This is a genomic window from Pseudomonas sp. 1D4 (assembly GCF_001728925.1).
Lineage (GTDB): Bacteria > Pseudomonadota > Gammaproteobacteria > Pseudomonadales > Pseudomonadaceae > Metapseudomonas > Metapseudomonas otitidis.
Genome location: NZ_LXJQ01000024.1, coordinates 18,960 through 40,680 on the forward strand (window position 1 = coordinate 18,960; position 21,721 = coordinate 40,680).

The window sequence follows — 21,721 nt, forward strand, 5'->3', positions numbered from 1 at the left end:
GGGCCGGGCCGAACCGGCCCCGCCATGTGCAGCCGAACGCTCAACCCCGGCACCCGGACCCGAGGACGCCCCATGCGCGTGACCCGCTTCAGCTTCAGCACCCTGTTGCTCAGCCTGACCCTGCTGCTCGCCGGCTGCGCCGGCCAGTCCTGCGACGAGCCGCTTTCCGGCGAGGCCTGCCGCGACGAAAAGCTGCTCTACCAGAACGACATGCTGCAGGCCAAGCTGCTGATCGCGGCAGGCGACCCGGAGAACTACGAGCTGGCCGGCGCGCTGCTCAAGCGGGCGGAGCCGGGGGATACGCGCGGCGAGGTGCCCTTCTACCAGGCGGTGCTGCTGATCAACGAGGGCCCGCAGTTGGAAGAGGTGCTCGACCTGCTGGAGAAGGCGGCGGCACGCAAGCACCCCCACGCCATCGCCCTGCTCTACAAGATCTGGTCCGAACCCTTCCTGGCCACCGAGGCCGACCCGTTGCGTGCGGAGCTGTACCGGGCGCGCTACGCCGACCTGGACGTGGCCAAGAGCGGCTACCCGTCCTTCGAGAAGGCCCTGGCGGTGGTCAACACCCTGGTGGACCGCTCCAACCCGGCCGGGGCACAGGTCAGCGGGCGCTGAGGCCTGCGGCAATACGCCCAGCCCCACCTCGCCGACACCTGCGGCACAATCCGCCCCCGGAGCCCGGCGCCAGACCGGCGCCCTTCGCCTGCGCGTGTAGACCCGATCCGGTCCTGCGGACCTTCCAGCGAGGTTTACCCATGAGCATCACTTCCAGCGGCATCTGCGCCGCCGCCGACCAGCTGCAGGGCTTCGTCGGCTTCAACCTGAAGACCGGGCACCACATCGTGCGCTTCAGCGAGGACTCCTTCGGCATGGACGTGGACAACGACAGCATCATGCCGGCCAGCGAATTCGTCTGGCAGCCCCACACCGACCACACCATGACCCTCAAGCGCGAGCTGATCCAGTTGCTGCTGGACCAGAACATCGACGAGCGCCTGAACATCAGCGAGCCGCTGCGGGTGTACATGCGCCGCCGCGACCTGCCCGAGATCACCGCCGAGCGTCGCCTGCGGGGCTGCCTGGAGGCCTGACTCAGGCCTTCAGCACCGGCACCGGGCGCGGCTCGCCGGCCTCGTCCAGTTGGTAGCAATAGGCTTCCTTGAGGTTGGCCTTGCCGCTGTCGGTGTAGACCAGCAGGCGCTGGCCGTCGGTGCGGGTCTTCACCAGGCCGTAGGCGGTCCGGCTGAAGGCGTAGAAATCGCCACGGCGTTCGGCCTTCTGGGCATCGGTCAGTCGGGCCCAGCCCTCCATGCGGAAGAACGCCACCAGTTCGGTGACGAACACCAGCGGCTCCTCGACCCGTGAATGCCGCCCCAGGGCGCCCATGAGGGTGGCGCGGGGGTGGATGTACTCGTTCATCGGGTCGTCGCCGCTGGAGACGACGTTGACCACCGGGGACACCCGCTTGAACAGCGCGCCGGAGAAATCCGCCGAGCCGTGATGCGGCACCTTGAACACTTCGGAACGCAGGTTGACCTGCCCGGCATCATGCTGGCGGGCCAGGGTGCGTCCGGCTTCGTCGTTGAGGTCCCCGCAGAACAGGTAGCTGAAGCCGCCATAGGCCAGGCGGAACACCACGGAGTGGCCGTTGATGGTGTGGGAGGCGGAGTAGCCGGAGAAGCCGGTGGGCGCCGTTTCCAGCGAGTCATGGCCGACACGGGGCCCGGCGGGTGGCGCACCGAGGAACGGCAGGCCGGCGTCGGCCCCTTCGCCGACCGGCAATGGGCCGAGTACCTGGATGTCCACCCCTTCTTCCCGGAGGAAGTCGAAGGCATCGTGCTGGCCGAAGGACAGGCGACGGAACTCGATGGGCTGGCGGGCCCGGCTGGACCAGGCTTCCAGCGCCTTGCGCCAGGCGCGGAACTCGGTGTTCATCACCTCGGCCGGTACGTCCAGGGGGCTGTCCAGCAGGGGCGACACCAGCAGGGCGTCACCGGCCTGGCGGGTGGGGCCGAGCTGCTCGATTTCCTTGCGGCCCTTGGCGGCACGCTTGACCAGGCCGTTGTGGTAGATCCGCCGGGGTTCGATGAACAGCCGCTTGCGCGGTTCGGCGTTGGTTTCCGAGCGGTGGATCTGGGTCAGACCGGAGAAGTGGTCGGCATCGCCGTGGGTGACGAGGATGCAGTCGATCACCTTGGGCGCCTCGGCCGAGGAGCCACGGTAGCGAGCGGCCAGGTAGCGGGCGAACATCTGGTTGTCGCCGCCATCCACCAGCATCACCTGCCCGCCCGGGGTCTCGATCACCGCGCCATCGCCCTGCTGCACGTCGACGAAGTTGACCTTGAGCACCCGGCTTTCCGTGCGTGGCATGACCAGGTCGGCCGGTCGCAGCGGCTTGCCATCGCGGCGTCGGGCCGAGCGCGGCGGCACCAGCCAGGCCTCGGTGGCGACGGGCAGGATGCTGCCGTCGGGGCGCTCCTCGTAGGTGTGGGTGGCGATGCGCACATGCCGCTCGGTCACCTCCAGCACCTCGACGAAATCCCCCCAGGCGAGGGTGTAGAGCAGCGTGTTGCGTTCCGGGCTGTCGTAGACGTTGGCGAGGTCGACGGCGATGGCGTGCTGGGCAGTCATGCTCGGGCTCCTTCCGGGCGTGTTGGGCGGGTCAGTCGTCGGCCGTGGGATCGAGGCCGGGGAACAGCACCTCGGTGAAGCCGAAGCGGGTGAAGTCTTCGATGCGCGAGGGGTAAAGCCGGCCGATCAGGTGGTCGCATTCATGCTGTACGACACGGGCGTGGAAGCCCTCGACAGCGCGGTCGATGGGCTGGCCGTCAGGATCGATGCCCTGGTAGCGGATGGCCCGGTAGCGCGGCACCCAGCCACGCAGGCCGGGCACCGAGAGGCAGCCTTCCCAGCCGCTTTCGCGGGCTTCGTCCAGGGGCGTGATCACCGGGTTGAGGAGGATGGTCGGCGGCACGGCCGGGGCATCGGGGTAACGCTCGCTGCGCTCGAAACCGAAGATCACCAGTTGCAGGTCGACGCCGATCTGCGGGGCAGCCAGGCCGACGCCGCCGACGTGGTGCATGGTTTCGAACATGTCGTCGATCAGCGTCTTGAGGGCGGCGCTGCCGATCATCTCGTCAGGCACGGGCGGGGCAATGCGCAGCAGACGCGGGTCACCCATGCGGAGGATTTCGCGGATCATCTCGGGCATTCCGGAACGGTGGCTGGAGGGGCTCGATGAAGCCTGCAAACGCGCCCGCTGGCAAGGGTTGAAACGGCTTTGCAACGCACCTCGCCGAGGGGCGCAAACGGGTCTTTCAACGCCGCGCTAAAAAACGGTAGGCAATCCCCGAAATGACGGGTATGGTGTTGCCCACTGTGCTGCATGTGTGACGTAAATCGATCCATGTTCCAAGCTTCGATTTGTACTCTTTGCGCTCAGTCCGGCGTGGAAAGTCCTCGCCGTGTCAACTTTGTTCAAGGAGTTACTCCAAATGGCTGATCGTCAAACTGGCACCGTCAAGTGGTTCAACGATGAGAAAGGCTTCGGCTTCATCACCACTGACAACGGCCCGGACCTGTTCGTCCACTACCGCTCCATCCAGTCCAACGGCTTCAAAACTCTGAAGGAAGGCCAAAAGGTTTCCTTCGTAGCCGTTCAGGGCCAGAAGGGCATGCAGGCAGACGAAGTCCAAGTGATCTGATCACCGACCGTCTTCCGGAAAAACCGGCCCTCGGGCCGGTTTTTTCATGCCTGCGATTTGGCTTCGCTGATGTGCGTACTGGCGCGAGCCTCGGCCACCAGCCAGTCGATCAGCCGGCGTAGCCGCTCGCTGGGCTGCCCCTTCCGGCTCCAGGCCAGGCGGTATTCCCAGGGTGTCGACAAGCGACACGCCTCACCGAACGGCAGCACCAGCCGCCCCTGCGCGATGTCATCCCCCGCCAGCGCCGTCGACCCCAACGCAAAGCCCTGCCCATTCACCGCGCCCTGTATCGCATGTCCGATCAGGCCGAAGCGGATGCCGGCCGAGGTATCGACACGCGCGCCGACATAGCGCTCGAACCAGTCCCCCCAGTCGGGAATCCGCAGGTTGCTGGCGCTCTTCCAATGGGCATGGACCAGCCGCGCGCCCACCAGATCAGCCGGCTCGCGGACCGGATGGGCCTCCAGGTAGGCCGGGCTGCACACCGGGAAGAACACCTCACGGAACAGCAGCTCGCTGGCGGGCAGCGCGGTGCCCTCGGTGACGAAGCGGATCGCCAGGCTGGCCTCGCCGCGTTCCAGGTCCGCCAGCTCTTCGGTGGCCTCCAGGCTCAGGGCGATGTCCGGGTGGGTGCCGGAGAACTGGTTGAGCCGGCGCATCAACCAATGGGAGGCGATGGAGGGCGCACAACTGACCTGCAGCGGCCCTTCGGGCCTGCTCCGCAGGGCCGCCGCCCCCTCGGCCAGCAGGGCGAACGCCTGGGACACGGTGGCAGCCAGGCGCCGGCCGTTGTCATTGAGGGTGACGGTGTTGCGGGTACGGTCGAACAGGCTGACCCCGAGCTCTTCCTCCAGCAGGCGGATCTGCCGGCTGACAGCGCCTGGGGTGACCGACAGCTCATGGGCGGCCTCGGTGAAGTTGCGGCTGCGGGCGGCAACCTCGAAGGCGCGCAGGGCGACAAGGGATGGTGTGCGCATGGGGGTGCTTTGAGTTGAAGTCAAAGCATGATGACAAAACATCGTTTGAATGCAAGGCGCCCGCTCGCCATCCTGCCGCCCTTCCGGCCCACCTCTGCGGCCATTGCCTTGCGAGTCATCGATGAGACCCACACGCCTGCCACTGGACCCTTTTGCCTGCGGCCTGATGCTGCTGCTCTGCATCGTCTGGGGCTTCCAGCAGGTCTCCATCAAGCTGGTGGAACAGGATGTGGCGCCTGTCCTGCAACTGGCCATCCGCTCCGGCATCGCCGCGCTGGTGCTGGGCATCATCACCCTGTGGCGGGAAGGCCGTTGTGCCTTCGGTGACGGCACCCTGCTGCCGGGGCTCGGGGTCGGCCTGCTGTTCACCCTGGAGTTCTTCTTCATCTCCGAAGGGCTGGTCCGTACCAGCGCGTCCCACATCGCGGTGTTTCTCTACACGGCGCCGATCTTCGCCGCCCTGGGGCTGCACCTGATCCTCCCCGAGGAACGCCTGTCGCCGGTGCAGTGGCTGGGCGTGCTGGTGGCCTTCGGCGGCATCGCCCTGGCCTTTCTCGGCAAGCCGGGGAATGCCGCAGGCAGCCTGTTCGGCGATGCGCTGGGCATCTGCGCCGCCATCGCCTGGGGTGCCACCACCGTGCTTATCCGGGGCTCGTGCCTGTCGGAAGCCGCCCCGGTGAAGACGCTTTTCTACCAGCTCGGCGTCGCCGGCGTGGTCCTGCTGGCGGTGGCCGCCGCCACCGGCCGCCTGGGCCTGGTCCCTAGCGAGCGCGCCCTGCTCAGCCTCGGCTTCCAGGTGGTGGTGGTGGCGCTGATCAGCTACCTGGGGTGGTTCTGGCTACTGCGCCGCTACCTCGCCTCGCGCCTGTCGATGCTGTCGTTCATGACCCCGCTGTTCGGCGTCGTTTTCGGCGTGCTGATGCTCGGCGAGTCGCTGGATTCATCCTTCATCTTCGGCGGCCTGCTGGTGCTGGGCGGCCTGCTGCTGGTCACCGGCGCCGAGCTGCTGCGCGACGTCCTGGCGCGTCGGCGCGTGACGCACAGCACCTGATTGCACCTATCGGTCAGGAAAAAGGGCTGATAGCCTGTCGGCCGTTTCAGACGAAGTGAGGGATGCACTTTGAGATCGGCCCTGTTCGGCCTCTGCCTGCTGCCCATGCTGGCGCAGGCGGCCGTTTACAAATGCGTCGGCAACGACGGCGCTGTCAGCTACTCCGCCGTGCCCTGCCCCGCCACTGAAGGCCAGGCGACGAAAATGCGCGAAGCGCCGCCCCCCAGCGATGTGCCACCGCCTCCGCCGCCCCTGGTGGTGTCGCCCCCTGTCAGCCATGCGGCTGCACCTGCCGCGCCCGCCGCCAGCTCGCCCCCACCCCAGCGCGGTGCTCGCGTCACCGTGGTCGGCGACAGCGCCGCCAGCGACCGCGATGCGCGGGTCAACGAGATGCGCGAGCGCGCCGAGCGCGAGAAGAAGGACAGCTACGACCGCGACTACGAAATGCGCCGTCAACGCATGGAGCTGGAACTGCGCCAGCAACGCGAGCGCGAAGCCCGCCAGCGCCAGCAGAGCCCTGCCCCATCCCCCAACAGCAGTTCGTCGACCGCCGGGGAACCATCGAGCACGGGCACGGGTCAGTGACAACGAGGCCGATGACCGGCGGCCTCAGGCCTCGGACCCCATAGAGTCGCCGCTGGGGGTCCGGGGTCGTTTCACCTGTCATCTCCGCTCACAGTTTCCCTGCGCCCGGGGCGTTCACGCCGGGCTCGGACTGACCGATCATGCCGAGCGTTAACGGCCCGATCTGCGGCCAGTCCCACGGAGCCCAACCATGCCCATACGTTCCCGCCTCTCCTCCCTGCTGCTCGGCAGCACCCTGCTGCTCACTCTCGCTGGCTGCGACATGGCTCAGGAGTCGGCCGACCGCCTCGCCGAGAAGACCCGCGAAGCCGCCGAGGAACTGGCCCGCGAAGCCATCAGCGACACCGTGGACCAGGTGAACAAGGAAGTGGACAAGGCGCAGCAGGCCACCCGCGAATGGCTCAAGGCACAGCCCGGAGAACAGCCCGAGCAACCACCCCGTGCCGAGGGCGAACGCCCGAAGGATGGCGACGCCATGATGCCGCCCGCCGGCGTGGAAACCTGACCCACCCCAGCCTCCAGTGCAGACGCGAGAACGCCGGCCCGGGGCGACCCGGGCCGGCGTTCTGCCATATGGAAATCAGACGCCGAAGTAGCGCGGCAACGGCGTGCTGTGCAGGTTGCGCAACGACTCCACCGGCGGCACCTCGCCCAGTTCCAGGGCGATATCGCGGCGCAGCGTGGCGATGATCAGCTCCAGTTGAGCCGGCTGCTTGAGCGCCGGTACCACGCGCTGGAAGCGGGCGTCGTCCTTCTCCAGCACCACCACGTAGCCACCGTCTGGGCGGCGCTGGGCGCTGAGCGCGTAGTCGGGAAAGGCCTTGGCCAACTGCTTGATGTCGAGACCCATAGCGTTTCACTCTCCAAGGGGCAAAATTTTTCCTGACAGGGAACCCTGCAGGCAGCGTGCCAGCCTTTAGACAAGTGAAAACTCAATAAAATCAATGCGTTGGCAAAATAAGTCCGACGCATTACCGTGCATTTCGCCCGATCAACAGAAAATGGCCGGGCGAAATGCACGATGCGATTCAGCGGCGCGCCAGCTCGATGCCGTCCTCGTGGATGACGATCTCGCCGCGCTTGTAGAGGCCGCCGATGGCCTTCTTGAAGTTGCCCTTGCTGACGTTGAACATCTGGGCGATCACCTCCGGCGGGCTCTTGTCGCTCAATGCCAGGCGGCCACCTTCGGCGCGCAGCCGCTCGAGGATGCGCTCGGCGAGGTCGGACGAAGCGGCCTGCCCTTGCGGCTGCAGGCTCAGGGCAATCTTGCCGTCGGGGCGGATCTCGCGGATGTAGCCCTTCTCGCGCATGCCGCTGCGCAGGAACTTGAACACCTCGTTGCGGTGGATCAGCCCCCAGTGGCGGTCCTCGATGATGGCCTTGAAGCCCATGTCGGTCTGCTCCACCACCAGCAGGTCCACTTCCTGGCCGACGCTGTAGGTGGCCGGGGTGGTGTCCAGGTAGCGATCCAGCCGGGCCGTGGCGGTGATGCGGCGGGAGCGGTCGAGGTAGACGTACACCACGCAGTAATCCCCCACCTGCAGCGGGCGCTTCTCTTCCGAGTGCGGCAGCAGCAGGTCCTTCGGCAGGCCCCAGTCGAGGAACAGGCCGATGCGGTTGATCTCCACCACCTTCAGGCTGGCGAAACCGCCCACCTGGACCTTGGGCTTCTGGGTGGTGGCGATCAGACGGTCCTCGCTGTCGAGGTAGACGAACACGTTGAGCCAGTCACCCACTTCGCAGGGCTGGTCCTTGGGTACATAACGCCGGGGCAGGAGGATCTCGCCTTCCGCACCACCGTCCAGATAGAGACCGAAATCGGTGTGCTTGGCCACCGGCAGGCTGTTGAATCGACCGATCAGGGCCATCTCGCGTACCTCGAATTGACAGGGCGCGCATTCTACAGGGCCCACCGCAACGGGGCCACGCACACTGCTCGACGGCTTCGCCAGGCCGTCCGTCGCCGCCTCGCTGAAACACCTTGATGCGGAGAATTCCGCATTGCCGGCGCTGTCTACTGGCCGGTAGCACAATGATGTTTCAGAATCGTGTCCGAATTGAAACATTTGCCCGATTTTCGGATTCTCGCTGCCCTATCTCAGGAGTTCCTGTGCGCACCATCGGCCGCTGGCTGTCTGCTCCCCTCCACCTGATCCTGCTCATCGTCCTGTTCATTGGCATCCCGCTGGCGGGCCGTGCACTGCTCGGCTGGAGCGAAGGCTTCGGCTTCGGCTTCGGCTACGGCTCCGACCTGGCCTTCGGCAGCCTCCTGGTGGCGCTGCTCTATGGCCGCCCGCGCTGGGTGGCGTTGCCGGTGATGCTGTTCTGGGCGCTGATCATGCTGGGGACGGCCGAGCTGGTGAGCGCAGTCGGACGCATGCCCGAGCCGAGCGACCTCAAGTACCTGCTGGACCCGCAATTCGTCGGCCACTCCACCCAGGGCGGCGGGCTGACCTACCCCTGGCTGGCCGGCGCGCTGGCCATCGGCATCCTCGCCGCCCTGCTCGCCTGGCATCGCCCGGCCAAACGCCCGAGTCGTGCCTGGCTGGCCGTGCCGCTGACCCTGCTGGCCGGCCACGCCACCCTGCAGTACCTGCGTCCCAGCGAAGCGGACCAATGGCGCCAGTTCAACCTGCCCCACAAGCTGCTCGCCGGCGCCCTCAGCAGCGGCCAGATGGCCGTGGAAGACTGGCTCGCCGGGGATCAGCCGGAGAGTCCGCCGGACATCGCCGGCCTGGCCCGCCTGGACCTCGACGGCACCCCGCTGCTGGCCGGCCCCGGCCAGGCGCGCAACGTCCTGGTGATCACCCTGGAAGGCATCCCGGGGGCCTACATCGCCGCCAACCGCGCCGCCATCAACAGCCACTACGCCGAATCGCCCATGCCGCGCCTGAGCCAGTGGGCCGAACGCGCCATGACCACGCCGGACTACGTGCTCCACAGCCACCAGACCATCCGCGGCCTCTACGCCATGCTCTGCGGTGACTACAGCAAGCTCGACTCCGGCACCCCCAAGGGCCTGGAACTGCTGAACAACCCCACCCGCGCCCAGGACTGCCTGCCGGCCCAACTGCACCAGCACGGCTTCAGCACCCACTTCCTGCAGGGGGCCGGGCTGCGCTTCATGGCCAAGGACAAGATCATGCCGCGCATGGGCTTCGACAAGACCCAGGGCCGCGACTGGTTCCGTAACACCCCCTACCTCGAATTCCCCTGGGGCATGGACGACAAGGCCTTCTTCGAGGGGGCGCAGACCTACGTGCAGCAACTGCGCAAGCAGAAGAAGCCGTGGATGCTCACCCTGCTCACCGTCGGCACCCACCAGCCCTACTCGGCGCCGGAGGACTACCTGGCCCGCTACCCGGACGCCAAGCGCGCCGCCATCGCCTACCTGGACGATGCCGTGGACGCCTTCCTCAGCGGCTTGGAGAAGCAGGGCGTGCTGAAGGACACCCTGGTCATCATCACCTCCGACGAATCCCACGGCATCGATCAGGTGCGCCTGGCCTCCGCCTGGGGCTTCAACCTGGTGCTGGCCCCCGAGCAGGCGGCCCTGCCGCCGATCAAGGGGGGCGTCTACGGCCACGTCGACCTGACCGCCTCGGTGCTCGACTACTTCGGCTACCGCGTACCGCTGAGCCTGGCCGGCCGCTCGCTGTTCCGCGACTACGAGCAGGGCCGCGAGATGATCTCCTACACCAACGGCATGCTGCGCTACCACGACGGCAAGGACCACTTCGTCGAGTGCGATTTCCAGCAGGTCTGCCGGCGCTACCGCAGTGAAGGTTTCATCGCCGACCAGGCCCGTTTCGACGGCCGTTTCAGCGGCCGCGAAGCCCGCCAGGTGGCCGCCCGCAGCACCCTGCTGGACCAGTCTCTGGTTGGCGGCCAGGTGGGCCAGGAATACCAGTTCGCCACCCGCGAGCGCATCCGCCTGAAGCAGCAGGTGAAGGACGACTGGGCCGACAACCTGATCGGCGCCCAGTACCTGGAGCTGCCGAAGAACACCCGCACCGAGGTGGAGCTGACCATCAAGGTCCACGCCATGGACACCAAGGGCGCCCGCCTGCTGCTCAAGACCAAGGAGTTCGAGCGCGACGTGGCCGTGGGCATGCCCGAGCTGCCATTGCTCAAGCGCGGCAAGCCGGTGACCCTGCACTTCGCCTTCGACAACCCCGAGGCGCGCAAGGCGTTCTCCTTCCACCTGCTGGCCGAAGGGCGCGGCACCATCGAGATCAGCAACTTCAAGGTGGTCACCCAGCCGCTGCCGAACCCGCCGGCCGCACCGGAGGCTGCCAGCCAGGTGGCAGGCGCCGCCCCTGAGCGCCAGGGCCTCGCCCGTGTGCTCAACCTGTTCGCCCGTCATCCGGAGACGGCCGACAGCGACCTGGAGAGCAGCGCGGAAGCCGAGTCCGAGGCCCTGCCCGAACTGCTCCCGGTCGACGCCGAGCCGGAAACCCTGGTGCGCTGACCGCGCACCGGGGACAATGCGGGCCCCGCCACAGGAGCCCGCACCATGACCGACCCCATCCGCCTCTCCAAGCGCCTCGCCGAGCTGCTGCCCTGCTCGCGCCGCGACGCCGAGCTGTACATCGAGAACGGCTGGGTCAGCGTCGCCGGCCAGGTGGTGGAAGAACCCCACGCGCGGGTGACCGACGAAGTCATCAACCTGCATCCCGACGCCAAGCCGACGCCGGTGCCGCCCGTCACCCTGCTGCTGCACAAGCCCGCCGGCGTGGACGAGGAAGGCGCCCGCGCCCTGCTGGTGCCGGCCAACCTGGCGGCGGAGCAGGCCGGCGAGCGCACCTTGCGCAAGCACTTCTCCCGCCTGACGCAGATGGCCCCGCTGGAAACCCGGGCCAGCGGCCTGGTGATCTTCACCCAGGCCCACGGCGTCACCCTGCGTTTCGAGCGTCCGCTGGAAGAGGAATACACCGTCGACGTACGCGGCGAAGCCGATGCCGAACACCTGGCGCGCGTGGCTCGCGGGGTCGAGCACAAGGGGCGCCCTCTGCCCCGGGCCAAGGTCAGTTGGCAGAGCGAGAACCGCCTGCGCATCGCCCTGAAGAGCCCGCGCCCCGGCCAACTGCGGCAGATCTGTGAGCACCTCGGCCTGGAACTGCTGGGCCTGCGGCGCCTGCGCCTGGGCGGTGTCTCGGCAGCACGGCTGCAGCCGGGGCAGTGGCGTTACCTGCTGCCCGGCGAGAAGTTCTGAAGCGGCGGGCCAATGGCCCGCCGGCTCATGGATTGTCCAGGGTGGTCTTCACCAGGTTGCGGGTGTGCCCGGCGAAATGCCGGATCAGCTTCACCAGCACCTCGTTCAGCGCCGGATCGGTCTCCGCCGGCTTGAGCTGATTGCCGGCACTGAAACCCTGCCCCGGCTGGGCACCGGCCAGCCACAGACCGATGCGCTCGTCGAATTCGTCCGCCGCCTCATAGGACTCCCGCGCCACCACGTCCTGCAGGTAGCCGGGGCCGAACGGCGGGTAGCGGTCGTCGTCCGACGTGTCCGCATAGGCCCTGAGCAGCGGGTCGTCATTGCGCCCCTCGCGCAGCAGCCGGCGCAGCCAGTCGGCCTGGTACTTCTCCACTTCCGTATGGCGGGTCGCCACCCGCTCGATGGCCGCCTCCTTGCCCGAGGTATCGCCCAGTGCCGCCTGCACGGCCGTCCACATCAGCGTGGCGGTGTTTTCACCGGGCAGGGCCTTGGCGTGGTAGGGCTGGGTCAGGTCCTGCACGTAGTGCAGCGCCCAGCCGAGAAAGCGGTAGCCCCAATACGGGTGGCCACTCTCGAACGCCAGCCGCGCCAGCGCCATGTACTGGCGCACGCGCAGCTCCGGGTAGGTACGGGCGAGGAACGGCGCGGCCTGATAGATGACCGCCGACTCGTGGTAGTAGCCGATGTGGAATGGCGCCTGGGACGAATATTCGAAGCGCGCGTCACCGAAGGGCTGGGGGCCGAAGCCGTAGAGTGCGCCGACCTCGCCGGGGTTGTCCGAGAAGAGGTTGATGTCGTGCCCATAGTCCGGCTCGTCCGCCGCGCTGGCGAGAACCGCACGGGGGCTGACCCGCTCCCCCGGCTCCACCGCCAGGAAGCGCCATTCGTTCCACAGGCTCAGCTTGCGGAACACCAGCACGTCCTGGGCCGGCAGCACCTTGGCCGCCGGCAGCTCCAGCCCCGGCAGCGCCTGGACGAAATACGCCAGGCGGATCTCCGGGCTGACCCGCAGCGCCATGAGGAACGCGCGACGCCGGTCGCCGCCGCCATCGGCAGTCCAGCGCAGGCTGTCCGGCCGGGCCGGGTAGTCCGGCAGCTCCTCGCGGGCGCGCGCCTCCTGCTCGTCCAGCACCTGCTGCAAGGCCACCGCCTCGGCCGCGAGGAAGTCCTCCAGACGCTCCACCGGCACCGGCTCGGCCTGGCGCAGCTCGGGCAGGTCGGCCAGGGCCAGCCAGGTGCCGAGGGAATGGTTGGACCAGGCCAGCAAGGTGGCCGGCGAACAGGCGATCAGGCCGCAGAGGGCGAGCAGCAGGCGTTTCATTGCATCTCCGTGTCTGGGGCGCCCTCTTGCCGGGGCGCTCGTCACGCAAGGGTAACAATCGAAGGAACGCCGGAGCACTGTCCAGGCAGGACAGGCGACTCACCAAATCGGTCGCTGCATCTCGTAGGGGAACCCCACCGAACTACTGAGACTCAGGCCCTGGCCGCCTGGTCGGCCAGGGTGTAGAACACCTCCGGCCCCAGCGCCGCACTGCCGCGCTCGCTCAGTTGCTTACGCACCTGCAGATGCGCCGGCAAGCTGCTGCCGAGTATCTCCAGCAGCAGGGCCTAGTAGTCCGCGGCACGCATCTTCAGCGCATCCAGGTTGCCGCTGGGGTCGCGACCGCTGGCCAGGCGCTCCTCGGCCAGTTGCGCGGCGTATTCGCGTGGGGTGAAGGGACACTTCTGCTGTTAGCTATTGCCCGCGTCTTCATCTGCCAATTTTGATTCTTCTTCGACGTATTCCGGGCTGATCTGTCCACGGTTCAGGTCAATCTCGCCTGTCCGCAACCAAAGGCTGTACTGCTGGTAGGCGTCTGCAATGGCGTCCAGCTCGTTCGTTCTCACCTGCGCATCTTTGTTGTAACGGATCGTTTTGAGCCTTTCCGGCTTGAGGCCTGTTGCATCGGCGACTGCTCGGTGCCCCAGCATATGAACCAAAGCTATAACTCGATCCTGTGTTAATCCCATTAGTTCTTACCAATGCAAGGTAAAATATTTACCTTGCACCTCATAAGGTATATATTTTATCCAGAAGGTAAATAATTTACCTTCTAAACATCGTTGAACCACAGTCTATGAGCATTTCAGAGGCAGGGATAGGCAATGAGACGGCGACACCCCGATGCACTGCGACTAACGAGGACAGCACCTTGAAGCTCAATGCAACCACGGCTATCGGCTACATCGGCAAAACGGTGCTCGTCGAGCTGGTATGGGACGACAGTGAGGCACCGATCTGGTGCTGCAAGCACATCGTCGGTGTAGTCCTGCCCATGGCGGGGGTGTATGACGAGGCGTTCTTCATGACCATCGATGGTCATTTCCGTGAGCGCTATCCCAGCGAGATATTCCTTTCCACCATCCGCACTATTCGGGCCGTGTGGCCACACGCTCCAACATGCGGTGCTGTTGATGGGGGTGCGTGTCCGAGAGGGACGCCAGGGAGGGGCGGCGAAGCATGAGAGCGGCTACGGTGATAGCCAATCAGGGGGGAGCGTGATGGCATAGTTGTGGTGCGTCGTAGTAGAACGCCTGCACCTGGCTCAGCTCGCTGGTGGGGGCGATGCCGTCCAGCTCGCCGCGCGCCAGCATCAGGTGCAGGCGCTCCATGGGCAGGTAGTGGTACTCCAGCTCGAAGCCGGCTTCACGGGCGGCGGCGGCGATGATCTCCACCTCCAGGCCGCGTTGCTCCGTTTCGAAAACATAAGGTGGCTTCTCGGTGCCGAAACCGAACCGCAGGGTTTCCCCCTGTGCCAGCAGGGTCACCCCTGCCAGCACGATGCCGACGAACCACTTTCCCATGCCACCCCCTGGTCACTGCCTCGCACAATAGTCGCTGGCGCTGTGGCTGCGCAGGGGGCAAGACGGCCGGTTACTGGATCTCCTCCGGCGTCACAACCACCCAGTTGCGGTCGGCGGTGACCGGCAGGCCCAGCTTGGCCTGGGACTCGGCGTTCTTCTTCTGCATGGCGGTGATCTGGTCCATGTACTTGGCCTTGCGGTTAACCCACACCCGCAGCCCGCCCTTCTCCACGTCGGTACCGTGGAACAGCATGTAGCCATCGCTCTCGGGGGTATCACCGCCCACCAGGATCGGCTTCTTCCACTGGTCGATGTAGGTGAGGATGGCCGCCTGCTTGCCCGCCATCCAGGTGGCCGGGGTCCACAGGTAGGGGGTGATTTCCAGGTCGAGGTTGGCCTTCTCGTCGTAGTGGCCGTCCTTGATCTGCTTGCGCGCGGCGGTCAGGGCGCCGGTCTTGCGGTCCTTGAGCAGGGTGGTGACGCCGATGACGTTCTCGGGCTTCACGTTGTAGCCGTACTTGGGATCGGCGGCGACCATGCGCACCAGCTCTTCCAGGGCGGCGGTCATGATGTACACCTCGATGCCGTTCTCCTGGAGCTTGTTCATCAGCTCCTTCTGCCCGGTGAAGGGCTTGGGCGGGTTGATCTCGATGGTCTTGACCTCATCCCCCTCGTAGTAGGTGCTGGGGATCGGCTTGCCGTAGGCCATCAGCTCGTCCACGTAGCCCTTCAGCTCGCGCAGGGTGAAGCCGGAGAACACCTGGGCCACCCAGGGGTAGCAGACCATGTCATCCAGTTCGCACAGGCGGTAGTAGTAGCTGTTGAGGCTTTCCTTGTGGCCGTTGACGTCCCTGAACGGGATGAGCTTGAGCGACGGGTCGAGCTTCTCGCGGGTCAGCACGCCCTTCATTTCCAGGAAGGGCAGCAGGGACTCTTCCAGGTCGTAGCGGTAGCTGGTGTTGTCCATGTCGAACACCGCGTAGGCGCCCTTGTTGGCGTTGGCGGCGATCAGCGCGTCCAACTGCTTGGCGGCGGGCGCCGGCCAGTGGGCGAGTTCGGTGGCGGCAGCGGCGGGGCCGGCCAGGCCAAGGCACAGGGCGGCGGCAAGAAGCGTCCGGGTCAATGTCATCGCGTAGGTTCCCTCGGGGTGGGCGAGGCGCATCAGGCGCCCCGGGCCCCTGGACCCTAGCAGAGGTCCATGACACCGCCATGACCGGAACCGACACGCACCATCGCGCTTGCGTCCACCTCAGTGCCAGCGCCACCAAGCCCAGGCGCCGAAGGCTCCGAGGTGCAGCAGGACGATGAACCAGAAGCGCAACTGGTAGGCCAGCTTGCGGTTCTTGTGGCGGATCAGCCGCTGGGCCAGCAGGCCACCGGGCCAACCGCCGAACAGCTCATAGAGGTGCAGGCGCGCCTCGGGGATACGCCGCATACCGGCCACGGCCTGGCGCTTGTCGTACCAGTAGGCGACGAAGCAGACCAGGCTCATGACCAGGTAGACGAGGGCCAGCAGTTGCCAGCCCGAAGGGAGGGTCACTCAGCCGCCGGCTTGCGGCGCTTGAGCGGTGCCAGGCCGTCGCTGCTCACCACCTGCGGCTGCTCGCGACGCGGGCCGGACGGCTTGCGCTTGGCGGCGGGCTTGGCGGACGCCTTGCCGGTGCTCTTCTTGTCGGTCTTTTTCTTCTTGGTGCCGACTGCCTTGCCCGAGGCCTTGACCTTCTTCGGCCCGTTGTAGGTGCCTTTCAGCTCCTTGATCACACGGCGCTCGAAGCTCTGCTTGAGGTAGCGCTCGACGCTGGACATCAGGTTCCAGTCGTTGTGGCAGATCAGCGAGACGGCCAGGCCCTCGCCGCCGGCACGGCCGGTGCGGCCGACGCGGTGCACGTACTCGTCGCCGGAGCGCGGCATGTCGAAGTTGATCACCAGGTCCATGCCTTCGATGTCCAGGCCACGGGCCGCCACGTCGGTGGCCACCAGCACCTTGGTGCCGCCCTCGCGCACGCGGTCGATGGCCAGCTTGCGGTCCTTCTGGTCCTTGTCGCCGTGCAGCACGAAGGCCTTGTAGCCCGCCGCCACCAGGTGGCCGTAGAAACGGTCGGCCTGGGCACGGGTGTTGGTGAAGACGATGGCCTTCTGGTAGGTCTCGTTGGCCAGCAGCCAGCGCGCCAGGGCTTCCTTGTGGTCCACGTCGTCGGCGGTGATGACTTGCTGCCGGGTCGACTCGTTGAGCTGCTCGATACCGTTCAGGCGCAGGTGCAGCGGGTCCTTCAGGACCTGGGCGGACACCTCGCGCAGGGCCGCGCCGCCGGTGGTGGCAGAGAACAGCAGGGTCTGCTGGCGGTTGGCGCATTCGGCGGTGATGCGCTGCATGTCCTCGGCGAAGCCCATGTCCAGCATGCGGTCGGCCTCGTCCAGCACCAGCACCTCCACCTCCTTCAGGCTCACGGTGCCGGAGTTGAGGTGCTCGATCAGACGGCCGGGGGTGCTCACCAGCACGTCCGGCAGCTTGCGCAGCATGGCGGCCTGGACCTTGAAGTCCTCGCCACCGGTGACCAGGCCGGACTTGATGAAGGTGAACTGCGAGAAGCGCTCCACTTCCTTCAAGGTCTGCTGGGCCAGCTCCCGGGTCGGCAGCAGGATCAGCGAACGGATGCGCTCGCGGGGCTTGGCTTCGCCGATCAGGCGGTTCAGCAGGGGCAGCACGAAGGCCGCCGTCTTGCCGCTGCCGGTGCGCGCGGTGACGCGCAGGTCGCGCCCTTCCAGCGCCGGGGGAATCGCCGCCTGCTGCACGGGCGTCGGTTCGACGAATTTCAGTTCGGCGACAGCCTTGAGCAGACGTTCGTGCAGGGCGAATTGGGAGAACACGGGTACCACCTCGATCGGAAGCCTGGAAAACAGCTGCGTAGGTTACCTTGTGTCGCGCCCGAACGCCCGCGATCCCTTCGCCGGCCCCTGTGCACGCCTGAACTCGCGCCCGACCGGCCCACTCCAAACCCTGACGCCCCTGATTCCCTCTGCGGAAAGCCCCCATGACTGCTCCGCTGATCCATTACGTCGCCACCAGCCTCGACGGCTCCATCGCCCGCCCCGACGGCCGGGTGGACTGGCTCGAATCCATCGAGCGCTCCAGCGACGATCACGGCTACCACGCCTTCTACGAGAGCATCGACGGCCTGCTGATGGGCAGGGGGACCTACGAGGCCGTGCTGGCGATGGGCGGCGACTGGCCCTACCCCGGCAAGCCCTGTACCGTGCTCACCCGCGCCGACCTGCAACCCGCCGGCCCCCAGGTGAAGATCCGCCACAGCACGCCCCAGGAGGCCCAGGCGGAGCTGGCCGAAGCCGGCTGCAAGCGGGTCTGGCTGGTGGGCGGAGCCCTCGCGGGCACCTGCCACGCCGCCGGCCTGCTGGACGAGCTGATCGTCAGCGTGATCCCGCACCTGCTCGGTGCGGGCATCCCGATGTTCGCCACCGGCCTCGAACGGCGCCTGAACCTGCACGAACAACGCAGCTTCGCCACCGGCGTGGCGCAACTGCATGACCGACTGCTACCGGAGGCCTCAGCCCCATGACCACCCTCGACATCGCCGCCGCCTGCCTGATCGACCCCGATAACCGCCTGCTGCTGGTGCGCAAACGCAACACCCGGGCCTTCATGCTACCCGGCGGCAAGCGCGAGCCCGGCGAGAGCGCGCACGAGGCGCTGCGCCGTGAACTGCAGGAAGAGCTGGAACTGAGCCTGCCGGCCGATGCCCTGAGCCCGCTGGGGTCATTCCGAGCGGCAGCCGCCAACGAGCCGGACACCTGGGTCGAGGCCCAGGTCTTCGTCGCGCGCCTGGAGCAGCCAGTGGCGCCCGCCGCCGAACTGGAGGAACTGGCCTGGCTGGCGCCCGGCCAACCGCTGCCGGACACCCTGGCACCGCTGCTACGGGAACAGGTCCTGCCGGCCCTGGCCGCTCACCCCGCCTTCGCCTGAAGGCCGCCCCTCACACGCCCAGTTGGCGCGCCTGGCGCCGCAGCAGCTGGGCGCTGTCCCAGCCGATCAGCAGCACCGCCAGCCAGATGGGCAGGTAGGTCCACAACTGCGCCGGGTCGAATGCCTCGCCGAGGAACAGCACCGCCACCGCGAACAGCAGCACCGGCTCCACGTAGCTGAGGATGCCGAACAGCCCCAGCGGTAGCAGCCGGCTGGCAGCCATCATCGCCGCGAAGGCCAGGGTACCCAGCACGCCCAGCCCGGGAATCAGCCACCACAGCGCCGGTGACTGGGCGAACGCGCCCTCGGGGCCGTGGGCGATGATCAGCCACGCCGCCAGGGGTGCCAGCACCAGCATTTCGAGGATGAAACCGGACAGCGCATCCAGGCGCATCCAGCGGCGCAGCATGAAATACGGCGGGTAGCCCAACGCCGTGACCAGCGTCAGCCAGGAGAAGGCGCGGGTCATCCACAACTCGTGGATCACCCCGGTCAGCGCACAGATCACCGCCAGCAGTTGCAGTGGGCGCAGACGCTCGTTGTAGAACAGCCGGCCACACACCACCATCACCAGCGGCAGCAGGAAGTAGCCCAGCGACACCTCCAGCATCCGCCCCTGCAGCGGCGCCCAGAGAAACAGCCCCCACTGCAGGCCGATCAACACCGCCGCCAGCGGCAGCGCCGCCAGCAACAGCGGCTCGCGCCGCAGCCTACCGAGCACACCGCCGAGGGTCGCCCACTGCCGGCTCAAGGCCACCAACAGCAGCACCGCCGGAATCGACCAGAGCACGCGCTGGGCGAACACCTGCACACCATCCAGCGGCGCCAGTTCGTGCACGTAGCCGGGCATCAGCGCAAACAGCACCGACGCCACCAGGGACAGGGCGACACCGCGCCCGGACAACCTCACCGGCACACCGTGGCGGCTGGGTAGAAGAACGAAGAAGACATGGCAGGCCTCTGATTGCAGCCGGCGAAAATACCCGCTCATCAGCAACAGAGGAAGCTTACCCACGCACGTGCGGACCCGCTGGGACCAACCCGGCATCGACGAGCCTGAAAGCGGCACCTGCCTGCCAGGCGCCCGCTTGGGAAACCAACCGGGAACCGAGTCGGCCGAAGCAGAGCGGTGGGCTGAAGCCCACCCTACGGCCACCGACTCTCACCTCACCGACCTCGCGAGCAGAGCGCACTCCAACGGGAAGCGAGCGTTCATAAAAAAGCCCGGCCATGGGCCGGGCGGAGTGTGTGCGTCGGGACTACGCACGGAGCAATCGGGTGAAGCCGGTCAGGCAACCTTGACCAGTTGCGCACGGGCCTGGGCGATGCCCTTCTCCTGGAACTCAGCGCCCATGTTCAGGCCCTCGGCATGGATGAAGGTGACGTCATGGATGCCGATGAACGCCAGCGCCTGACGCAGGTAGGGCTCCTGGTGATCCAGCGGGCCGCCGGCGTACACGCCGCCACGGGCGGTGAGGACGAAGGCGCGCTTGCCGTTGAGCAGGCCCTGGGGGCCGGTCTCGGTGTACTTGAAGGTCACCCCGGCGCGCAGCACATGGTCCAACCAGGCCTTGAGGGTGCTGGGGATGCCGAAGTTGTACATCGGCGCTGCCAGCACCAGCACATCGGCTGCCAGCAGCTCGTCGGTGAGTCGGTTGGAGCGGGTCAGGGCTGCGCGCTCGGCGTCGTTCTGCTGGTCAGCCGGCTTCATCCAGCCGCCCAGCAGGTCGCTGTCCAGGTGCGGCACGGTTTCCTGGGCCAGGTCGCGCACCACTACCTCGTCGGCCGGGTGGGCGGTCTTCCATCGGGCGATGAATTCGGCGGTCAGTTGGCGGGAGATGGAACCCTGTTGGCGGGCGCTGCTTTCGACGATGAGGACACGGGACATGCTGGCTGCTCCATCAAGAATGGTTGCGATTCGATGGAGCGCAGCTTAGGAGGACACAATTCGATAAAAAAGCGAAAAAATCCGCTACTAAATATCGAGGTTTTTAATTTATAAAGGCCTCCTGATCGACCAGGAGGCGGCGCAATCAAACCGGCTTGCAGGTCAGCCCGACGCGCAGGCGGATGATGCTGCGGTTGAACTTGGCGGTCAGCGAGACGCTCTCCCCCGGTGCGATCACCGAGCGGCGTACCCGTGGAGTTTCCGGCCCGTTGACGAAGCGCGCGGTGCACTCGGCGCGGGTCCCGCCCAGGTTGTAGACCGTGATGGCGCCCATGTTGTGGTCGATGTCATTGGTCTGGTAGGAAATCTCGGCACCGTTGTACTGCTTCTCCACCTCGATGGGGTAGGCCAGGGCGACGCCGGGCAGGACGGCCAGCAGGGTACAGAGCATTGTTGTTTTCATCGGGGGTCTCCGCTGCGGTGGGCCGCCAGATTACAGGAGAGCGCCGATCCAGGTCATCGGCGCCGGTCAACGTGAGGAGCCAGCCATGAAAGCGCCCCGGGTCACCCTGGACCAATGGAGAACCCTGCAGGCCGTGGTGGACCACGGCGGCTTCGCCCAGGCAGCGGAGGCCACCCACCGCTCCCAGTCCTCGGTGAGCTACACCATCGCACGCATGCAGGAGCAGCTCGGCGTGCCACTGCTGCGCATCGACGGGCGCAAGGCGGTGCTCACCGAAGCCGGCGAGGTGCTGTTGCGTCGCTCCCGCCACCTGGTCAAGGCCGCCAGCCAGCTGGAAGAACTGGCCCACCACATGGAGCAGGGCTGGGAGGCCGAGGTGCGCCTGGTGGTGGATGCCGCCTACCCCACCGCTCGCCTGCTGCGTGCACTGGCCGCGTTCATGCCGCAGAGCCGCGGCTGCCGGGTGCGCCTGCGCGAAGAGGTGCTGTCCGGCGTGGAGGAGGTGCTGCTGGAAGGCACCGCCGACCTGGCCATCACCAGCCTCACCGTGGCCGGCTACCTGGGCACCGAACTGTGCAATGTGGAATTCGTCGCCGTGGCCCACCCCGACCACCCGCTGCACCGGCTCAACCGCACCCTCAGCTTCCAGGACCTGGAAAGCCAGCTGCAGGTGGTGATCCGCGACTCCGGCCGCACCCAGCCCCGCGACGTCGGCTGGCTGGGCGCCGAACAGCGCTGGACGGTAGGCAGCCTGCCCACCGCCGCCAACTTCGTCAGCAACGGCCTGGGCTTCGCCTGGCTGCCGCGCCACATCATCGAACGGGAGCTGGCCGACGGCCTGCTCAAGCCGTTGCCGCTGGACCAGGGCGCCACCCGGCACCCGAACTTCTTCCTCTATGCGAGCAAGGAGAAGGCCCTGGGACCGGCCTCGCAGATCCTCGTCGAGCTGATCAAGACCTTCGACTCGACGCCCCTGAACGCCCCCTTCGCCGCACCGATGCCCAGCGCCTGA

The 21,721-nt window shown here is 67.0% G+C and carries 25 protein-coding genes and 1 pseudogene; 12 read left to right on the forward strand and 14 right to left on the reverse strand.

Going from position 1 to position 21,721, the window contains the following annotated elements:
• Positions 1-72: 72 nt before the first annotated feature.
• Together A7D27_RS13885 and A7D27_RS13890 are read left to right on the forward strand one after the other, a co-directional pair.
• Positions 73-615 (forward strand): hypothetical protein, encoded by a 543-nt coding sequence (locus A7D27_RS13885; RefSeq protein WP_069565235.1) that lies wholly within the window; start codon positions 73-75, stop codon positions 613-615.
• 140 nt (positions 616-755) lie between these two features.
• On the forward strand, positions 756-1,091 hold the full coding sequence (locus tag A7D27_RS13890) for a DUF2025 family protein (RefSeq protein ID WP_044413557.1): 336 nt from the start codon (positions 756-758) through the stop codon (positions 1,089-1,091).
• Between the two features lies 1 nt (position 1,092).
• Here A7D27_RS13890 and A7D27_RS13895 read toward each other — a convergent pair whose 3' ends face one another.
• Both A7D27_RS13895 and def read right to left on the reverse strand, forming a co-directional pair.
• Entirely contained in the window at positions 1,093-2,631 is a 1,539-nt protein-coding gene (locus tag A7D27_RS13895) for a ComEC/Rec2 family competence protein (RefSeq protein ID WP_069565236.1), read from the reverse strand.
• A gap of 31 nt (positions 2,632-2,662) precedes the next feature.
• Positions 2,663-3,202, reverse strand: a complete 540-nt coding sequence (def, locus tag A7D27_RS13900) for a peptide deformylase (RefSeq protein ID WP_069565237.1) — start codon at positions 3,200-3,202, stop codon at positions 2,663-2,665.
• Between the two features lie 292 nt (positions 3,203-3,494).
• Here def and A7D27_RS13905 point away from each other — a divergent pair, with 292 nt between their 5' ends.
• Positions 3,495-3,704 carry a cold-shock protein gene (locus A7D27_RS13905; protein WP_044413549.1) on the forward strand — a complete coding sequence of 70 codons (210 nt, stop codon included), beginning with the start codon at positions 3,495-3,497 and terminating at the stop codon, positions 3,702-3,704.
• Positions 3,705-3,748: 44 nt separating this feature from the next.
• Here A7D27_RS13905 and A7D27_RS13910 read toward each other — a convergent pair whose 3' ends face one another.
• Complete coding sequence (locus tag A7D27_RS13910; protein ID WP_069565238.1) at positions 3,749-4,681, reverse strand: LysR substrate-binding domain-containing protein; 933 nt, start codon at positions 4,679-4,681, stop codon at positions 3,749-3,751.
• Positions 4,682-4,802: 121 nt separating this feature from the next.
• On the opposite strand from A7D27_RS13910, the gene A7D27_RS13915 reads away from it, so the two are divergent.
• The 3 genes from A7D27_RS13915 (at position 4,803) to A7D27_RS13925 (ending at position 6,822) form a co-directional block, all read left to right on the forward strand.
• Entirely contained in the window at positions 4,803-5,732 is a 930-nt protein-coding gene (locus tag A7D27_RS13915) for a DMT family transporter (RefSeq protein ID WP_069565239.1), read from the forward strand.
• A 69-nt stretch (positions 5,733-5,801) separates the two neighbouring features.
• Positions 5,802-6,317: a DUF4124 domain-containing protein gene (locus tag A7D27_RS13920; RefSeq protein WP_069563305.1), complete on the forward strand. Its 516-nt coding sequence runs from the start codon at positions 5,802-5,804 to the stop codon at positions 6,315-6,317.
• Positions 6,318-6,507: 190 nt separating this feature from the next.
• Complete coding sequence (locus A7D27_RS13925) at positions 6,508-6,822, forward strand: hypothetical protein (RefSeq protein WP_069565240.1); 315 nt, start codon at positions 6,508-6,510, stop codon at positions 6,820-6,822.
• Positions 6,823-6,897: 75 nt separating this feature from the next.
• Here the strand turns inward: A7D27_RS13925 and A7D27_RS13930 are convergent, their stop codons facing one another.
• Both A7D27_RS13930 and A7D27_RS13935 read right to left on the reverse strand, forming a co-directional pair.
• Positions 6,898-7,167 carry a DUF3509 domain-containing protein gene (locus tag A7D27_RS13930; protein ID WP_069563303.1) on the reverse strand — a complete coding sequence of 90 codons (270 nt, stop codon included), beginning with the start codon at positions 7,165-7,167 and terminating at the stop codon, positions 6,898-6,900.
• A gap of 178 nt (positions 7,168-7,345) precedes the next feature.
• Positions 7,346-8,185 carry a S1 RNA-binding domain-containing protein gene (locus A7D27_RS13935; protein WP_069563302.1) on the reverse strand — a complete coding sequence of 280 codons (840 nt, stop codon included), beginning with the start codon at positions 8,183-8,185 and terminating at the stop codon, positions 7,346-7,348.
• 242 nt (positions 8,186-8,427) lie between these two features.
• Here A7D27_RS13935 and A7D27_RS13940 point away from each other — a divergent pair, with 242 nt between their 5' ends.
• Together A7D27_RS13940 and A7D27_RS13945 are read left to right on the forward strand one after the other, a co-directional pair.
• On the forward strand, positions 8,428-10,788 hold the full coding sequence (locus A7D27_RS13940) for an LTA synthase family protein (protein WP_069565241.1): 2,361 nt from the start codon (positions 8,428-8,430) through the stop codon (positions 10,786-10,788).
• Positions 10,789-10,833: 45 nt separating this feature from the next.
• Positions 10,834-11,532, forward strand: coding sequence for an RNA pseudouridine synthase (locus tag A7D27_RS13945; protein ID WP_069565242.1), 699 nt, complete (start codon positions 10,834-10,836; stop codon positions 11,530-11,532).
• Positions 11,533-11,557: 25 nt separating this feature from the next.
• Here the strand turns inward: A7D27_RS13945 and A7D27_RS13950 are convergent, their stop codons facing one another.
• Both A7D27_RS13950 and A7D27_RS13955 read right to left on the reverse strand, forming a co-directional pair.
• Positions 11,558-12,856 carry a phospholipase gene (locus tag A7D27_RS13950; RefSeq protein WP_069565243.1) on the reverse strand — a complete coding sequence of 433 codons (1,299 nt, stop codon included), beginning with the start codon at positions 12,854-12,856 and terminating at the stop codon, positions 11,558-11,560.
• Between the two features lie 410 nt (positions 12,857-13,266).
• Positions 13,267-13,545 (reverse strand): hypothetical protein, encoded by a 279-nt coding sequence (locus tag A7D27_RS13955; protein WP_069565244.1) that lies wholly within the window; start codon positions 13,543-13,545, stop codon positions 13,267-13,269.
• A 182-nt stretch (positions 13,546-13,727) separates the two neighbouring features.
• Here A7D27_RS13955 and A7D27_RS13960 point away from each other — a divergent pair, with 182 nt between their 5' ends.
• A complete protein-coding gene (locus tag A7D27_RS13960) occupies positions 13,728-14,039 on the forward strand; it encodes a hypothetical protein (RefSeq protein ID WP_139134098.1) in 312 nt (103 codons plus the stop codon).
• A gap of 22 nt (positions 14,040-14,061) precedes the next feature.
• Here A7D27_RS13960 and A7D27_RS13965 read toward each other — a convergent pair whose 3' ends face one another.
• The 4 genes and pseudogenes from A7D27_RS13965 to A7D27_RS13980 form a co-directional block, all read right to left on the reverse strand.
• Entirely contained in the window at positions 14,062-14,379 is a 318-nt protein-coding gene (locus A7D27_RS13965) for a hypothetical protein (RefSeq protein ID WP_069565246.1), read from the reverse strand.
• A 70-nt stretch (positions 14,380-14,449) separates the two neighbouring features.
• Complete coding sequence (locus tag A7D27_RS13970) at positions 14,450-15,508, reverse strand: haloacid dehalogenase-like hydrolase (RefSeq protein WP_069565247.1); 1,059 nt, start codon at positions 15,506-15,508, stop codon at positions 14,450-14,452.
• A gap of 162 nt (positions 15,509-15,670) precedes the next feature.
• A pseudogene (locus A7D27_RS13975) lies at positions 15,671-15,901 on the reverse strand (DUF1294 domain-containing protein); the annotation flags it as partial.
• A 14-nt stretch (positions 15,902-15,915) separates the two neighbouring features.
• Positions 15,916-17,247: a DEAD/DEAH box helicase gene (locus A7D27_RS13980; RefSeq protein ID WP_069565248.1), complete on the reverse strand. Its 1,332-nt coding sequence runs from the start codon at positions 17,245-17,247 to the stop codon at positions 15,916-15,918.
• 164 nt (positions 17,248-17,411) lie between these two features.
• Here A7D27_RS13980 and A7D27_RS13985 point away from each other — a divergent pair, with 164 nt between their 5' ends.
• The gene (locus A7D27_RS13985) at positions 17,412-17,954 is read left to right on the forward strand and encodes a dihydrofolate reductase family protein (RefSeq protein WP_069565249.1); all 543 of its coding nucleotides are present in this window, start codon (positions 17,412-17,414) and stop codon (positions 17,952-17,954) included.
• A complete protein-coding gene (locus A7D27_RS13990) occupies positions 17,951-18,358 on the forward strand; it encodes an NUDIX domain-containing protein (protein WP_069565250.1) in 408 nt (135 codons plus the stop codon). Before A7D27_RS13985 ends, A7D27_RS13990 begins: the two co-directional genes overlap by 4 nt.
• A gap of 10 nt (positions 18,359-18,368) precedes the next feature.
• On the opposite strand, the gene rarD is transcribed toward A7D27_RS13990, so the two are convergent.
• The 3 genes from rarD to A7D27_RS14005 form a co-directional block, all read right to left on the reverse strand.
• Complete coding sequence (gene rarD / locus A7D27_RS13995; protein WP_069565251.1) at positions 18,369-19,268, reverse strand: EamA family transporter RarD; 900 nt, start codon at positions 19,266-19,268, stop codon at positions 18,369-18,371.
• A 378-nt stretch (positions 19,269-19,646) separates the two neighbouring features.
• Entirely contained in the window at positions 19,647-20,246 is a 600-nt protein-coding gene (locus A7D27_RS14000) for an FMN-dependent NADH-azoreductase (RefSeq protein ID WP_069565252.1), read from the reverse strand.
• 145 nt (positions 20,247-20,391) lie between these two features.
• On the reverse strand, positions 20,392-20,709 hold the full coding sequence (locus A7D27_RS14005; RefSeq protein ID WP_069565253.1) for an S-Ena type endospore appendage: 318 nt from the start codon (positions 20,707-20,709) through the stop codon (positions 20,392-20,394).
• An 85-nt stretch (positions 20,710-20,794) separates the two neighbouring features.
• On the opposite strand from A7D27_RS14005, the gene A7D27_RS14010 reads away from it, so the two are divergent.
• A complete protein-coding gene (locus A7D27_RS14010; RefSeq protein ID WP_044413495.1) occupies positions 20,795-21,721 on the forward strand; it encodes a LysR family transcriptional regulator in 927 nt (308 codons plus the stop codon).

Coding starts and splice junctions, on each gene's coding strand:
- A7D27_RS13930 (WP_069563303.1), bottom strand. CDS start 7,167: ATGGGTCTCGACATCAAGCAGTTGGCCAAGGCCTTTCCCGACTACGCG.
- A7D27_RS13965 (WP_069565246.1), bottom strand. CDS start 14,379: ATGGGAAAGTGGTTCGTCGGCATCGTGCTGGCAGGGGTGACCCTGCTG.
- A7D27_RS13925 (WP_069565240.1), top strand. CDS start 6,508: ATGCCCATACGTTCCCGCCTCTCCTCCCTGCTGCTCGGCAGCACCCTG.
- A7D27_RS13910 (WP_069565238.1), bottom strand. CDS start 4,681: ATGCGCACACCATCCCTTGTCGCCCTGCGCGCCTTCGAGGTTGCCGCC.
- A7D27_RS13895 (WP_069565236.1), bottom strand. CDS start 2,631: ATGACTGCCCAGCACGCCATCGCCGTCGACCTCGCCAACGTCTACGAC.
- def (WP_069565237.1), bottom strand. CDS start 3,202: ATGATCCGCGAAATCCTCCGCATGGGTGACCCGCGTCTGCTGCGCATT.
- A7D27_RS13885 (WP_069565235.1), top strand. CDS start 73: ATGCGCGTGACCCGCTTCAGCTTCAGCACCCTGTTGCTCAGCCTGACC.
- A7D27_RS13970 (WP_069565247.1), bottom strand. CDS start 15,508: ATGACATTGACCCGGACGCTTCTTGCCGCCGCCCTGTGCCTTGGCCTG.
- A7D27_RS13890 (WP_044413557.1), top strand. CDS start 756: ATGAGCATCACTTCCAGCGGCATCTGCGCCGCCGCCGACCAGCTGCAG.
- A7D27_RS13955 (WP_069565244.1), bottom strand. CDS start 13,545: ATGGGATTAACACAGGATCGAGTTATAGCTTTGGTTCATATGCTGGGG.
- A7D27_RS13945 (WP_069565242.1), top strand. CDS start 10,834: ATGACCGACCCCATCCGCCTCTCCAAGCGCCTCGCCGAGCTGCTGCCC.
- A7D27_RS13985 (WP_069565249.1), top strand. CDS start 17,412: ATGACTGCTCCGCTGATCCATTACGTCGCCACCAGCCTCGACGGCTCC.
- A7D27_RS14000 (WP_069565252.1), bottom strand. CDS start 20,246: ATGTCCCGTGTCCTCATCGTCGAAAGCAGCGCCCGCCAACAGGGTTCC.
- A7D27_RS13905 (WP_044413549.1), top strand. CDS start 3,495: ATGGCTGATCGTCAAACTGGCACCGTCAAGTGGTTCAACGATGAGAAA.
- A7D27_RS14005 (WP_069565253.1), bottom strand. CDS start 20,709: ATGAAAACAACAATGCTCTGTACCCTGCTGGCCGTCCTGCCCGGCGTC.
- A7D27_RS14010 (WP_044413495.1), top strand. CDS start 20,795: ATGAAAGCGCCCCGGGTCACCCTGGACCAATGGAGAACCCTGCAGGCC.
- A7D27_RS13990 (WP_069565250.1), top strand. CDS start 17,951: ATGACCACCCTCGACATCGCCGCCGCCTGCCTGATCGACCCCGATAAC.
- A7D27_RS13950 (WP_069565243.1), bottom strand. CDS start 12,856: ATGAAACGCCTGCTGCTCGCCCTCTGCGGCCTGATCGCCTGTTCGCCG.
- A7D27_RS13935 (WP_069563302.1), bottom strand. CDS start 8,185: ATGGCCCTGATCGGTCGATTCAACAGCCTGCCGGTGGCCAAGCACACC.
- A7D27_RS13915 (WP_069565239.1), top strand. CDS start 4,803: ATGAGACCCACACGCCTGCCACTGGACCCTTTTGCCTGCGGCCTGATG.